This is a genomic window from Chloroflexus sp. (assembly GCF_034435895.1).
In the GTDB taxonomy this organism is placed as follows: domain Bacteria; phylum Chloroflexota; class Chloroflexia; order Chloroflexales; family Chloroflexaceae; genus Chloroflexus.
Window position 1 is genome coordinate 1 of the sequence record NZ_DAOTWH010000224.1, and the last position, 15,293, is coordinate 15,293.

The window sequence follows — 15,293 nt, forward strand, 5'->3', positions numbered from 1 at the left end:
TCCCGCATTGCGGGAGAGGGGTTGGGGGTGAGGGTAACCTATCGCCCGCTGTCCTGTTGTCATTGCGCGGGGCATGGGTTTAGGTGTCATTGCGCGGGGGCGTAGCCCCCGAAGCAATCTCCCGCTTGAGCGGAACGCATTCACTCAGGCATTGCTGCCGCACTCGCGGGGGATTGCTTCGCCTCGCTTCGCTCGGCTCGCAATGACAAATGGGGAACAGGAGATTGCTTCGCTTTACTGCACTGAACGCTCGGTGATTGCCATACGTGGCAATGCCCCGTTTCTGCTCATCACCCCTCGGCGTCGTTGCGTTACAGATATTCGCGCTGATTGACTCGCCGCCGCCACTCCTCCTTGATCTCAATCGCCGTTCCCTGCGAGACCAAGAAATCGAGCAACAGCCGGCTAAAGGTATTCGCCTGTTCGAGGAAGGGGAAGTGGCTAGCCTTCGGCAGCACCAACAACTGGATCGGGCGTTCAGCCAGTTCATTGAGAAAGGCGGCATGAGCCGGATTGACGATCGGGTCTTTGCCGCCGTACACCGCCAGCAACGGCGTTTGCAACGAAATAATCCGCGGGCGCAGATCCGTCTCTAAGAGCGATTCATGTACCTGATTGAGCACCTTTTCGCTCAAACTGGCCGTATCTTCTTCAATCTCGTGCTGAATTTCAGCATCGGCCACCTGCAACGAACGCACCATCCGCGCCCAGCCATTCTGCGTCGTGTTCATTCCCAACAAGCGCGACAGCGTGCCCGGCTTGATATGCTGCGCCAGCACCTGCCCGTGCAGCGGCGTCGCCACCGTCAGCAGCCGGTTAAACCGTTCAGGGTATTGATGCGCCGCGAGGATTGCCACCATCCCCCCCATACCGTGCCCTACCAAGGTGGCGCGGGCAATGCCGAGGCGATTCATAAACTGCAGCAGCATTTCGACATAGGTGCTGACGGTAAATTGATCGCCGCGGCGGTCACTCTCGCCAAAGCCCCAGAAGTCGAAAGCGTAGGCGCGATTCCGCTCAGAGGCGATATCCATAATCGGCACCCAATAGCGCCACGATCCCATCCAGCTATGCAGGAAGATGATCGGTTGGCCACGGCCAAAGACCTCATAATGGGCGAGGCGGTTATCGAGGTGGATGACGCTCATAGTTCCACCTCCTCGTTATTAGTGTTATTGGCCGCCTGTCGCAACGGGATCGCGAACGAGAAGGTGCTGCCCTTGCCTAGCTCGCTTGTCACCCAGATCTCGCCGCCGTGCATCTCAACCAGTTGCTTCGCGATGCTCAACCCTAACCCAGTGCCGCCGGCCACATCGCGTAGTGGGTTATCGGCGCGGTAGAAGGGCCGGAAGAGTTTCTTTAATTGCTCAGGCGACATACCGACGCCGGTGTCTTCCACCTCGATCTGTATCATATTGGCCCGGTTCACGAAAGCCCGTACCGTAATCGAGCCGCCCTCGTAGGTGTATTTCACCGCGTTTGAGAAGAGGTTGAAGATGATCTGGCCCACTCGCTTCGGATCGGCGATCACGTATGGCAGAGCGGGTGAGGCGTCGATTCGCACCGTCATCCCCTTGCGCTCATACTCGAGCCGCAGCGACTGCACCACTTCATCAATGACCGTTGGGATGTCAACCTGCGTAAAGGTCAACTTCTTCTTCGAGTCAGGCCGCGAGAACTCCAGAATATCTTCGATCAGGGCGCGTAACCGGTTAGTGTTATTCTTGATGATATTCAGGTAGTTGAGCTGATCGGGAGTCAGGTTATGGCTGGCCGTCAGCAACAGCACATCGACATAACCCTTGATCGCGGTGAGCGGCGTACGCAGCTCGTGGCTGACGTCTGAAATAAACTGGCGCTTCTCTTTATCCGCCTCGATCTCGCGCGTAATATCACGCAACACCGCCACTTCGCCATAATGCTGGCCATCAGGGCTGCGCACCGGCGCGATATTGATCGCAATCACCTGCGTAGGATCGGTTAAGTCAACCGATGTGCTAAAGATGCTTTGCGTCTCTCGCATCCGGCGCAAGCCATACAGAATGCCATTGTAGATTGCTTGGCCACGCCGCCGGCTTGCTTCATCTTCACCGACCTCAGCCAGACGGGACAGTGGTTGGCCGCGCACTTGGTCAGCAGCAATCTCCAGCACCTGTTCAGCCGCCGGATTGAAGAGCGTAATTTTCTGCTGCGGATCGAGCACGATCACGCCTTCAGTCATCGAGCGGAACACCGCCGCGCTCTTTGACGACTCTTCGCGCTGCTCTTCGAGTAGTATTGCGTTGCGGAGCGCCAGATCGTTAATAAAGCCGTAAAGCTGCGCATTATTGACCGCCGAGGCGACGACGCTCGCGATCGTGCCCAGCAGATTCATTTGCGAGTCGCTGAAGTAGTTTCGTTGCGGGCTTGACAGAATCAGCACACCGATCGCGGTATCGCTGGTTTGCAATGGCACGCCGGCGACCGAGCGCACATCATCGGCGCGACCGGGTTCTTTCAGCCAGCGTGGATCGTGATCGACATCAGGGATATTGACCGGTTCGAGATAGCGCATAATCCAGCTGGCCAAACCTTCAGTCCCATCTGAGAAGCGTAATGGGATATTCGCCCCCTCGACATTGCCACGACCTCGGAGAACGGCGCGACATACCAGCGCATCAGTCACCGGATCGCGCAGCATCAGCGAGCCGCGTTCAATCTCAAGATTTTCCGAGATCAGTTCAAGCGCGCGTTGAATGATGAGGTTGAGATCAAGCTGGGTGGTTAGCTCGAGCGTAATCCGGTTCACGGCTTCAAGCCGCTCTTTCTCCTCTGACAGCAAGCGAGTGGCTTCCTCAAGTTCAGCCGTGCGCTCGCGCACCCGCGCATCCAGATCGGCAGCCAGATTGCTAATCTGATCGAACAGGCGCGCATTCTGGATCGCTTGGCTCGCTTGGCTGGCAATGGTAAACGTGACCGCCAGTGCCTCTTCATCGTATGCGTCTGGTTCATTGATACTAATGGTCAGGACGCCAACCAGCTCATTGTCCACCAGCAGCGGCGCACCGATCCACGAACCGTCGCTCCACCCGAGCCGGCGCAGATCGCTAAAGCGCGGGTCGCTTTGCGTGTCGGCGATCAGTATTGGCTGGTGTTCGATCGCCATGGTCTGGAAGAGGCTGCTTGCTTCGAGGGCAATACTGTCATTTAAGGGTATCGTTGGCCCAAAGCCATACGCCTCGACCACGCGGAGATCGCCATAGCCCTCATCACGCAGCAGCATAGCTGCGCTATCGTACCGCACAATCCGCTGCAATTGGCTGAGCACCAGCGTCTGAATTTCGCGCAACGCTAAGGTAGACGTAAACGACTGCGCCACTTCGCGCAGCATATCGGCTTGGCGGCGCCGTTTCTGCTCAATCGCGAAGAGCTGCGCGCTCTTGAGCGCCTGCGCGGCTTGATTGGCCAAAATTGAGAGCAGCGAGATCTGGTGGTGAGTCCATTCGTGCGGGGTGCGCATACCCACCCAGATCGCTGCCAGCCGCTCTTCGCTGGGGCCGACTGCAATGCCAATTGCGCTGCGCACGCCGAGTTTTATCGCGTGATGGTCGCCATTTTCAATTTCGGCCAGATCGCTAATCGCGATCGGCTGGTCGCGCTGTAACAGTGCCGTCGTCAGACCGCTACGGCGGAATTCAACGTGGAGATCTTCCCGAAACTCATATCCATCGATCAAGACCTGCCGTTCGATATTCCCCCGCCGGTCGATCCGGATCACTGCGCCAAGTTCAGCGCGCAGCAGACGCACGGCTGCATCGGCGATGAGCATCTGGATGGTGTCTGGATCAAGGGTGCCGGACAGATTCTGTGACACCTCGAACAGGGTGCTCATTTCGCTTGCGTTTTGGCGCGTTTCGCTAAACAGACGGGCATTGTTGAGGGCTACCGCTGCTTGATTGGTGACGGTGGTGACAAAGCGCAGATCGTTCTCATCGAAGGCGTGTTGGGCGTAGCTCTGAATATTGACCACGCCTAACACTTGGTCACCATAGATAATGGGTACGACCAAATACGACTCTTCAATCTCTGTATCGTCACCATTTCGTCCTTGGTCAATCAGCAAGCCCATTGCCCGCGCTGCCGCAGCCGTGCTTAATAACAGCGGACGCCGGTTGCGAATAACCCAACAGTTTATGCCGCCGCCAAGCGGTCGCGGTTCAAGCCAGACACGCTCGCCCCGGTCGTAGGCGATAGGATAGCTGAGCGTATTGCTTGCTTCATCGTATAGGGCAATCAGCGAGGTGCTGGTGTCAATGATCTCGCTGATCCCCTGATGTAGCCGTTCGATCAATTCGTAGATGTCAAGCGAGGCATTAACCGCTGCGCTAATCCGGTTAATGATTGTCAGCTCAGAGATGCGCTGCTCGCGTTCTTCAAACAGGCGGGCATTTTCGAGCGCCGTAGCCGCCTGATCGGCCAGACCGGCCAGCAGCAGCATTTCATCGTTGGTAAACTGGCGCCGGTAATTGGTCATCACACTGAGCACGCCGATGATCTGCTCGCGGTAGATCACCGGCACACCCATAAATGAGATCAGGTTGTTGCGCTGCTGGTAATTGGGGTAGAGTGATCCTCCCTGCTCGTTGACATCTTCAATAATCAACGGCTGGCCGGTTTCGGCCACCTTTCCGGTAAAACCCTGCCCAATCGGTACCCGCATCGAGCGCCCCTGCTCGGATGGAATACCGTCAACTGCCGCAGGAACAAGGACATTCCCCTCGCTGATTGTCCAAAGTGCTACCGTAGTGACGTTCAATTGCCGGGTGACCAGCTCCATCAACTTATTGAGCACCTCTTGCGGGCGCAGCAGCGATGAGAGAATGCGCGCCGCGTCGAGCAATGTTGACAGCTCGCTGACCTTCTGGCGAGTTGCCTCAGCGCTTCGCTGCGCTTCGATGGTGGCGCGCGCGCGCGCGATCACAGTGCTGGTCTGGTTGGCAAGCGTTTGGCACAGCTCAAGAACCTGCGGCGAGAAGGTGCCCTGCCGTCCGACGAAGTCGAGCCCGATTGCGCCAATCACTTCATCATTGAGGATAATCGGAATAATTCCGATCGACCGAATATCAAGCTCGCGGAACGTCTGATGAGTTGGCGCAAAGAGCGGGTCGTTCTGCGCGTCTTCAGAAACGAGCGGTCGTTTCTCACGGTCAAGCCAGTCAACCGAGGGGTTGTCAAACAGTTGGATCCGAAGCTGATCGAGAAGGCCGCTCTCGACATATTCAGCAACGACCGGCGCATACCCGCTTTCGCGGTCGTAGATCACCATCCGCGCCTGATCAACCCCGGTGGCGGCTGCCATTGCATTGACGATCTCTTGGTAGATCGCCTGCAAATCAGTCAGGGCGTTCGTGGTAGCCGCAACGCGATTAATGAGGGCCAATTGCTCGACCTGCGCCCGTGCTCGTTCCAACAACCGGGCGTTCTGTACTCCCAGCGCTAATTGGTTGGCGACGGTGGTCAGAAATGCGCATTCGCGTTCATGGTAGATGCCGGGGGTATAGCTCATCACAGCCAACACGCCGACCACCGTCTGATCACCAATCAATAGCGGTACCCCCAACCAAGCTGCCGATTCACGCTCGGATCCAAACTTGACTGGACGGAAGCCTGCTTGATCGGCTTCGTCTGCCAGATTAACAAACTGGAGAGGCTGCCGCGTACGAATGATATGCGCAGTCAAACTACCCGGCTTTGGCGGCTCGCGTTGTTCGGTCACAGACTCGATCCCTTCATCCACCTCGTAGCAGAAGGTCATCTCGTCGCTTTCCGGGTCATACAGGTAAGCAACGAAGGAATCGAGGCTGAGGAAGCTGCGCAGGTGATGGTACACATCGCGCAGCATCTGCCGCTGATCGAGCGTCGAGGCAATGGTCTGCCCAATGCGGTTAATACTGTTCAGCTCGGTAATGCGCTGCTCGCGTTCGGCAAACAAGCGCGCATTTTCCAGCGCAATCGCGAGTTGGTTGGCCGATCCCGCCAAGAAGCGGAGTGTGCGTTCGGTAAAGGCGCCGGCGGTTTCACTCTGCACCGACAGCACGCCGATCACGGCGCCTTTACTGATCAGCGGCACGCCGATCCACGAACGCACTTGCCGGCCTTCACTCACCAAGATCTGGGCTTGTTCGTGCAAGCTGCTATGCAGCAGATCGTCGATCCGTAATGGTTTGCCCTCGTCAATAATCTTGGCGGTTAAGCCTGCTTTCGGCGCCGTACGTTTGTGATATTCAGCCAACGTCGTGCCGTGCTGCTTGAACAGTTCAAACCGTACCGTCGCTTGCTCAGAATTGTAGCTGGCAATATAGAAGAAGTCCGGCGTGCCAAGGAACGCGACAATCTCTTGATACACCCGTTCGAGCAGCGTATCAAGGTCGGTGGTAGAGGTGGCTGCTGCGCCGACGTGGAACAGTGCCGCCATCTCTTCGGCCCGGTCGCGCGCTTCGCGGAGCAAGAGGTGGTTTTCAATCGCAATCGCGGCCTGATCGGCGAAAATCTCGAGTGGCTCAACCATGCGGGCCGTTGGGCGCTGGCGATCTTCGGTGTCGCTAGCGAAGATCATCCCCAATAACATACCATCGGTTGAGTAGAGCGGCACGCAGAGCCGGTCTTCGAGTTGCCATTCATTACCGCTGCGCTCATCCACGAATGGATGATAATCAAAGATGCTGATATCGAATCCCGCTTCCAGTGCTCGTGCTTCGTCTGCCGGAATAAAGTACGTCCGTCCTAACCGGAAGCGTGGATCAAGGTAGCGGGTAGCCAGTGTGAGCGGCAATGGGTGTTGGGCCAGATTTGCTTGCTCGCTGAGCGGGATGCCGGCTGCCGCCTCGAGATAGAGATAATCAGTCTGATCTGGCCGGGTGAGGCAGAAGAGCACGGTGCGCAGCCCGACCGCTTCGATAATGCTATAGCCAATCTGTTCGAGCAGGCTCGCCAATGACTGGTCGGCGCGCAGCGCCTGCCCAATTTCCAATACGTCATTGAGAATATCGGCCCGGCGCTGGAGCATCTTCGCCATGTGCTCCAGCTCGAGGTAGTGTTGGGCATTGCCGATGCCGATAGCAGCCTGATGCGTCAGAGCACGCAGGAATTCGACCGCTTCGTAATCGAAATGGCGTGACTGTTCGGCCAGCAGCAAGACGAGACCATACACGTTGCCCTGATAGAAGATGGGCGCAGCCAGCGCTGAATTCGCATTCGGGCACAGTAATGCCTCGCGCTCGCCTTCGCTGAGATAGTCGCTTAAGGCGGCCTCGCGCTTGGTCAGCGCTTCTTGCGCAGTAAGCACCGCTTGGCCAAGCGTACTGCTAATGAGCCGGCTGCGCAGCGGCGGCGTGTAGCCAATCACTTCGACAATCAGGAATACACTTGCTTCCGCTTCAATCTCTTCAATCAACGATTGGGTCAGCAGTTCGGCTAGCGACGAGTTGCTATTTTGGGCATTGGCCGGGTTAATGCGCAACGCGATCAGACCATGACTGGCACCGGTCGCGCGGAGGGCCTGTTCGAGCACAAAGGCAAGGATTTCATTTTGGTTGAGCGTAATCGCCAGTTGGCTGCCGATCCGTTGCAGCGCGCGCAGTTGTTCGATGCGCAACCGCAGGCTGCTATCCACTTGGGCAAACCGGCTGGCATTGGCGATGGCGCGCGCCGATTGGCTGGCCAAGATGCCCAACAACCGTTCATCTTCAGCATTGAAGCCGTTGGGTTGGGCTGAGACAAGCTCTAACGCACCAAGCAGGGTGTTGCCGCTGCGTAACGGAATGCCTAGATAGCTGCGCGCCGGCAGGTTGCTGCTTAACATCAACCCGCTCATATCGTCGAGCGTACCTAGCCACGCTGGCGGCAGGCTGAGTTCATCGATCCGCAGCGGTCGCTGGTGGCGGGCCACCCACGAGCTGAGCGTATCGCCCTCATCACCCACCCGGCAACACAGCCCCTGCTGGCAAGCAACGCGCAGGCGCTGGTTGCGTTCGTCGAAGAGCGTAATCCGCCCGCCGCTAAATCGCGCCAATTTCGCTGCGCCGGCTAAAGTTGACTCCAGCGTTTCATCCAGTGAGAGATCTGCTGCCAAGCGTTCACTAATCTGTTGCAACCGTTCGAGCTCACCGGCGCGCTGTTGGGCGGCATCGTAGAGCCGGCGGTGTTGGACGGTCGTCGCAATCTGCGCACTCAGCACTTGCAGCAGATTCCGTTCAATCTGGTCAAGCATGTGGGCCGGGGCTGCATATCCCATCGCCAACAGGCCGACAAACTGATCCTTGCTCCGCAACGGCGTCAGCCACACACTGCGGCAGCCAAAGGTCGCTGCATGCGCCGCGATCGGGTTGCTCTTGGCCTCAACATTCGTTTCTGCAAGTAACACCGGATCGTTACGCTCGCTCAGCGCCTGCAAGGCCGGCGCCAGCTTGATCCGCTCAAACCCGCTCACTCCGCTGGCATGCTCGCTGTAGACGGCGATGGTTTGTAGTTGGCGCGGCTGGTTCGGATCAATGAGATAGATCGCCCCAAAATTTGCCTCAAGCGCTAGCGCCATATTCTCGGTCGCGTGGGCGATCGTCTCTTCGAACACCACCCCCGACCCGATTTCCAGACTGTTCTCGTACAGCACGAAGATCTCGCGCGCGTGGCGGCTTTCGTGTTGCTGGAGCTTCGTGGTATGGAGCAGCAGGGCAAGCGGGCGGGAAAGGAAGTGAATCGTTTGTGCAGCTTCAGGGCCGGGATTGAGCAGCAGAAGCAACCCTACTAACTCAACGCCTACCGAAAGCGGTTCAACTAACAGATCCCATTCGGTTGGAACATCCCGGCGTGGGGTGCGCGTGAGCCATACACCGTGTTGACGGGTTTGTAAGGTGATCGTTTGCTCGATCGTTGCGTTGTCGTTAATCGCAACGTGTTCGGGAAAGACAGTGTCGCCGGCGCTGCTGACCGCCCGCGTCAGTGTTTGATTACTAAAATTAATCCAATACAACGCCAGCGCTTTCGCTGGCAACAGCGTCGTCGCTTGCCGGCACAACTGTGCCAGCGCCGCTGTCAGATCACCGGTGCCGATGTTTTCAAACGCGGTATAGCCGAGGGCGCGCAATTGCTCACCCCGCTCGTGGATGCGCGCGCGTTGCCATACGCCGAGAAGGGTCGTGATTTGGGTGGTGAGCGCAGTGGTAAAAGCCGCCTCGAATGTAGCTGTGAGCGTTAAGCGGCCATACAGCGACGTAGCATCACGTAATTCCAGCGCTGTCCCATTCAGCGGCGCATGCCCCCAGACCACGCTTGCCAATTCGCGTTCGTTGGCCAGCAGGGTTAAGCGACCACCAACGCCAAGGTGGCGTTCGAGCAACTCGCCGATCAGCGCGCATAGCTCGGCTGGCTCAGTTTGGCCAAGCGGCTGTTGGCTATGCAGAGCCAGTTGGGCGAGTAGTTCCCAACCCTGAGGGGGCGCTCCGGTGATCGTCGTATCCATAGTGTCGCTATCGCTCCTGCTGATGTGTCTGGGCTGCACAGGCGACTACGGAATGCCTCAACAACATGCAGTTCGACCATTCATAACGGGTTTGGTCAGGAGCGACCATAAGCTACGAAGCTGCGCTTGCCTTGTTCGCGCGCTTGCACCAATGCTCGCTGCCGCACCTCTTCCGCCGCCTCACTCAGCTCGCGGATGTCGGCGAAGGGGCCGTCATCGTTGGTCAACACACCGATCGTGAGCGACATCAACGGCGCTTGCCGTGTCTCGCCAGTGTCATCAACAAACTCGATATAGCCTTGCTTGCGGTGCCGGTAATTATAGTGCAGGCCGATCTCTTCGTCGAAGCGGGCGATGATCCGATCACAAATCGTCTGGATCCGTTCGGGAATGGTAGTAATGAGGAATGACTGCCCGACCGACTGTTGGCCGATAAATTCCTCATTGTCGCCAACTTCGCTTACCACTTCGTTGAGCATCAATGCCACAAAGCGCAGCACGTCTTCGCCAACGACCGCACCGTAGACGCGCGTAAAGGTCTCGAAACCATTAATGTATACGTTGAGCAACCCCCACCGCGGCGCCGTCAGCAATTGGCGGAGCTGGTCATTGAGCAGTTCTGCAGTGGGCAAGTTCGTGACCGGGTGGAGCTGATTGCGCCGGCGCGCATCTTCGAGCTGGTTCTTGACGATCGTATGCACCTCTTCGATATCGAAGGGCTTGACGATGTAGTATTGGGCTTGCACTTCACCCAATCCGATCAGCCGGTCGCGCCGTTCGCCGCGCGCCGTCAAGAAAATGATCGGAATGTGCCGAGTGCGCGGGCTGGCGCGTAACGCCCGCCCAACATCGTACCCCTCCATATCGGGTAGATTGACGTCAAGCAAGGCCAGATTCGGCGGCGTTTTGCTGCAAATCTCGAGCGCCTGCTGGCCGCGCAGCGCAGTGTAGACTTCGTACCCCTGTGCGGTGAAGTATATTTTCAGCAGGCTCGAAATATCTGGCTGATCTTCAACGACGAGGATGCGTTCCTTGCTCACAATGCCTTCTCCTCGCGATGCAGCGGCTACGACCGCTGGCTCGCACTGATGTGCTCGGGCAGGCGTCCATTCCCGGCAGGTTGGCTAGAACGAAGCGTTGTCATGTGTACCGGCGGCTCGTCTTCGGTGGCCACGCTGGCCTCTGGTCGAGCCGGATCATAGTAGACATTCGGCCAGTGATAGATTATTCGGCGCGGCTCGCCGGTTGTTTCATCGATATCGTTCAGATCATGGCCGGCGACAGTCTTCCGAATGAGATTTTGCTCATTGTCAAAGATTATAACAGCATTTGATTCTATCATGCGACCGGGGTACACCACAAATCCGCTGCCGAGCTTGACATTATGCCCCACTGCCGAACCAAGCACCGGCATATTGACTTCGACCGGCACGTCTTCGTGGATGATCTTGATCGGTTCTCCTTGCAAATTAAAGTCGGTAAAGACGTTGTTGGCGCCGATAAAGGTGTTGCGCCCGATGACGCACAGTTGCAGCGTACTGTTTTGCGCTACCATGCTGTTTTCCATCAGCACGGTCATAAACAGGCCGGCATTGAAGGGCAAGAAGCAGCGATCGCTAACCACGCTCAGCATGATCTGCGACCCTTGCATGATGTTGACATTGTTGCCAATATAGCTGTTAGCAATCACAACGCCGGGGCCAATATAGACATCGTCGCCGATCACGGTCGGTCCGTGAATGATGGCCGTCGGATCGATCGAACAGCGTTTGCCGACTTTGACCAGCGCCCGTGAGGCGAGAAAGTGATTGCGCCACTGTTCTTCCAGCGGATTGATCTTTTCCCAGAACGCGTGGAGGGCAAAGGCGATTTTGCCCGGAAACAGACGCCAGTCTTCCGCCGTCCATTTCAGGATGTTGCGCAGGCGCGCCTTGCTCATACGTGTATCAAGGTCAGCCGCCCACGAAAAGACTCCCATCAAGACGTTGGCCATCAAGACGTGTAACCAGCTTTCGATGGAGATGAACGCCCGAATCGGAATCTGATAGGTCAGATCGCCTTTGTGCGCCATGTAGCTGGGAATGCGGTAGTATCCCATCTCATGGCTAAGGGTGTCAATCACCAGCGGCTGCGCCTGCGCCAGATCGTTCACCCCAGCGGGGAGGTAGTAGAGATCGGCGACATAATAGTCGCCAACTCGCCGGATGTGGCGCGAGAGCTGCGTCGCATGGCGTTCGATGCTCGGATCGCCCTTCTGGCCGGTCGCCGGATTGCTCGCCTTAAACGCAATCTGCGCCGGTGTGCCCCGTTTCCGCGCCTCGCTCATGAAGGTATCGATCAATGCTGCGTTGAAAAAGAGATTATCGCGGTAGATCAACCGCTCATCGGTAGCCGGTAGTTCGGCCACTTCAGCTAAGTGATCGATTTCAATTGCGCTCTTGCCGTATGCCTTGACTAGATCGCGCTGCAGGAGCCAAAGCGGCTTGTTGAGAATGCGCAACTCACGGGCAGGCTCAGCGAAGGGCGGTATGAGCGTTGGATCGCGTAGGATGATCCGCTCCATCGGGCGAGTCCTTTCTGCCGTTGTCGGTGTGGATAGGCCAACCGTCTTATCGTGCTGTTGTTACTATAGGTTGTAGCTCCTGTAGACACAAGGCGTACAGATTACAGTCGGATTACCACGTTTACCGCATTAGGACGCCAGTTTGCTTGTGGGTTCCATCCCCAAGCGCTGGCGTAGATAGTGTCCGGTTGGCGATGCCGGCGTGGTTGCGATCACTTCCGGCAGGCCGGCGCCGATCAAGTGACCACCCCGATCGCCGCCCTCCGGCCCTAACTCGATCACCCAATCCGCCGCCGCAATCAGATCAATTTGATGCTCGACCACCAGCACAGTATTGCCTGCATCGACGAGCCGTTGCAACACAGCTAACAGGCGCTCAATATCGGCCAGATGCAAGCCGGTGGTCAGCTCATCAAAGATGTAAAGGGTGCGTCCGTTGCTACGCCGGCTGAGTTCGGCGGCTAGTTTGATCCGCTGCGCTTCGCCGCCGCTCAGCGTTGGCGCTGGCTGGCCGAGTTTCAGATAATCAAGCCCGACATCGTGCAGCGCCTGTAACCGCTCGGCGATGGCCGGCACGCGGGCAAAGAAATCGATCGCCTCATCCACCGTGAGATCGAGCACCTCGGCAATATTGAGACCGCGGTAACGAATATCCAATGTCTCTCGATTATACCGCGTTCCGCCGCAAACGTCACACGTGACAAAGAGATCGGGTAGAAATTGCATCTCGACCTGTATCAGCCCCTCGCCGGCGCAGTGTTCGCAGCGCCCGCCTTTGAGGTTAAAGCTAAACCGCGCTGCGTCGTAGCCGCGGGCTTTGGCTTCGTTGGTGGCGGCAAACAGGTTGCGGATCGGATCAAAAATCCGGCTGTAGGTGGCTGGATTCGAGCGCGGCGTGCGCCCGATCGGGCTTTGATCGACTACGATCACGCGGTCAAGGTGCTCGGCGCCAAGCAAGGCATCGTGGTCGCCGGCCCGCGCTTTGGCGCCGTGGAGCAGGTGGCTGAGGCGCGGCGCGAGCGTGTCGCTGATCAGGCTGCTCTTGCCACTGCCGCTTACTCCGCTTACCGCCACCAAACAACCGAGCGGGATGCGCACGTCAATGTTCTTCAGGTTGTTGGCCCGGCAACCACGCAATTCGAGCCACGGGCCATTGGCCGGACGGCGTTGGGCCGGGATCGGGATGCGCCGTTGCCCGCTGAGGTACTGGCCGGTGAGCGAACGTGACGCTGCCATGATCTCGGCCAGCGTGCCGCTCGCTAGCACTTCGCCGCCATGCGGGCCGGCTCCCGGCCCCATATCGACCACCCAGTCGGCGGCGCGGATCGTCGCTTCATCGTGTTCGACCACCAGCACGCTGTTGCCGAGATCGCGTAGGTGGGTCAACGTGGCCAGCAGACGATCATGATCGCGCGGGTGTAACCCGCTGCTCGGTTCGTCAAGCACGTAGAGCACGCCGGAAAGTCCGGCGCCGACCTGTGTCGCCAAGCGCACGCGCTGCATTTCGCCGCCGCTGAGCGTAATCGCAGTACGGTCAAGCGTGAGATACGGCAAGCCGACTTCACATAAAAAACGCAACCGTTGGCTGATCTCATGCACAATCGGGCGGGCGATCGTCTGGTCACGCCCGCTCAGTTCTGTTCGTTCAAGCAAGCCACTCACCCATGCCAACGCCGTGGCCACATTCATCCGATGCACGTCCACAATCGAGACGCCAGCAACCGTGACCGCGCGCGCTTCCGGGCGCAAGCGTGCGCCGGCGCAAGCCGGGCAGGTGCGCAGCGTGGTGTATTGGTCGAGCGCTGATGGTTCGTTGCTGGTGCGTTGTTCGGCTAAGCGACGGCGCAGGTTGGGAATGACGCCTTCAAATTCGGTTTCAACGCTGCGGGTTTTGCCGTTGAGCTGGTAACGTAATGTGATCGGCTCGCCGCCGGTGCCGTAGAGTAACGCGCTGATGATGTCAGGCGCGAGCGCTTGCACCGGGGTTTGCGGGTCGATGCCAAAATGCGCGGCAAATGAGACCAGCCCATCGCGGTAGTACTGCTGGCTGCCGGCATCGCCTTCGCGCCACGGTGCAATTGCCTCGATCAACGGCAGGCTGCGGTCAGGGATCACAAGCGCCGGATCAACTTCGGGCGCCACGCCTAAGCCATCACAGGTTGGACAGGCCCCTTGCGGGTTATTGAACGAAAAATCACGCGGTTCGAGTTTGCCCAGCTCAATTAGGCCGTGGTGTGGGCAAGCGTAGCGTTCGCTGAGCAACAACTCTTCGCCGTCGATAATCTGGACAATTAACTGCCCGCCGCTCAGTTTCAGCGCCGTTTCCACCGAATCGGCCACTCGCACCCGGTCGAGCGCCGGTGCGTCATCGGCAGTGCGGCGGATGATCAACCGGTCAACGACTGCTTCGATCGTGTGCGGACGGTACTTTTCCAGCCGGATCGGTTCATCGAGATCGCGCACTACGCCGTCAATGCGCGCGCGGACAAACCCGCGCCGGCGGATCTCGGCCAGCACTGTTTCGGCTTCGCCGTTCAGTGGCGCCAACAATTGCACCCGTCGCTCAGCCGGCAACTCGACGATCAGATCGACCATCTGCTGGGGCGTATACCGGCGCAGCGGCGCAAAGCACTGCGGGCAATGCGGCTGGCCAATGCGGGCAAAGAGCAGGCGCAAAAAGTCGTAAATCTCGGTCACGGTGCCGACCGTCGAACGAGGGTTGCGTGCGCCGCTCTTCTGATCGATCGCAATTGCCGGCGATAAGCCTTCGATCAGATCAACATCAGGCTTTTCGAGCTGGCCGAGTAACTGGCGCGCATAGACCGATAAGCTCTCGACGTACCGGCGCTGACCCTCGGCAAAGATGGTGTCGAACGCGAGCGAACTCTTCCCCGAACCAGACACGCCAGTCAACACGACGAGCTTGCCGCGTGGGATGTCGAGGTCGATGTGTTTGAGATTGTGCGTCCGCGCGCCGCGAATGCGTATCCAGTCCATACGTGTTGTTAACCAACCAGACAACGCACCGCGTTGTCAATGTCCCTTGAATACGCAGATTATCATAGTACCACGGATTCCGTGATCTGCGGCAAAAAGCCTGAGGCCTACATTGATAACCTGCATCAACGTAGGCCTCTACAACGCAAGGGCGCAACGGGTGGAGCCAATGGCCGGACTCGAACCGGCGACCGGCTGTTTACGAAACAGCTGCTCTACCGACTGAGCTACATTGGC

5 protein-coding genes and 1 tRNA gene are annotated in these 15,293 nt (G+C 58.1%); all 6 read right to left on the reverse strand.

Translation table 11 applies throughout. The features are described from left to right. Positions 1-311: 311 nt before the first annotated feature. Positions 312-1,148 carry an alpha/beta hydrolase gene (locus U9R81_RS13220; protein WP_322495911.1) on the reverse strand — a complete coding sequence of 279 codons (837 nt, stop codon included), beginning with the start codon at positions 1,146-1,148 and terminating at the stop codon, positions 312-314. After that, on the reverse strand, positions 1,145-9,496 hold the full coding sequence (locus U9R81_RS13225; RefSeq protein ID WP_322495912.1) for a GAF domain-containing protein: 8,352 nt from the start codon (positions 9,494-9,496) through the stop codon (positions 1,145-1,147). Before U9R81_RS13225 ends, U9R81_RS13220 begins: the two co-directional genes overlap by 4 nt. A 95-nt stretch (positions 9,497-9,591) precedes the next feature. Next, positions 9,592-10,536 (reverse strand): response regulator, encoded by a 945-nt coding sequence (locus tag U9R81_RS13230; RefSeq protein WP_322495913.1) that lies wholly within the window; start codon positions 10,534-10,536, stop codon positions 9,592-9,594. A gap of 26 nt (positions 10,537-10,562) precedes the next feature. Further along, entirely contained in the window at positions 10,563-12,059 is a 1,497-nt protein-coding gene (locus tag U9R81_RS13235) for a multidrug transporter (RefSeq protein ID WP_322495914.1), read from the reverse strand. 129 nt (positions 12,060-12,188) lie between these two features. Further along, entirely contained in the window at positions 12,189-15,056 is a 2,868-nt protein-coding gene (uvrA, locus tag U9R81_RS13240; RefSeq protein WP_322495915.1) for an excinuclease ABC subunit UvrA, read from the reverse strand. Positions 15,057-15,217: 161 nt separating this feature from the next. Then, a tRNA-Thr gene (locus tag U9R81_RS13245) sits at positions 15,218-15,293 on the reverse strand.

Coding starts and splice junctions, on each gene's coding strand:
- uvrA (WP_322495915.1), bottom strand. CDS start 15,056: ATGGACTGGATACGCATTCGCGGCGCGCGGACGCACAATCTCAAACAC.
- U9R81_RS13225 (WP_322495912.1), bottom strand. CDS start 9,496: ATGGATACGACGATCACCGGAGCGCCCCCTCAGGGTTGGGAACTACTC.
- U9R81_RS13235 (WP_322495914.1), bottom strand. CDS start 12,059: ATGGAGCGGATCATCCTACGCGATCCAACGCTCATACCGCCCTTCGCT.
- U9R81_RS13220 (WP_322495911.1), bottom strand. CDS start 1,148: ATGAGCGTCATCCACCTCGATAACCGCCTCGCCCATTATGAGGTCTTT.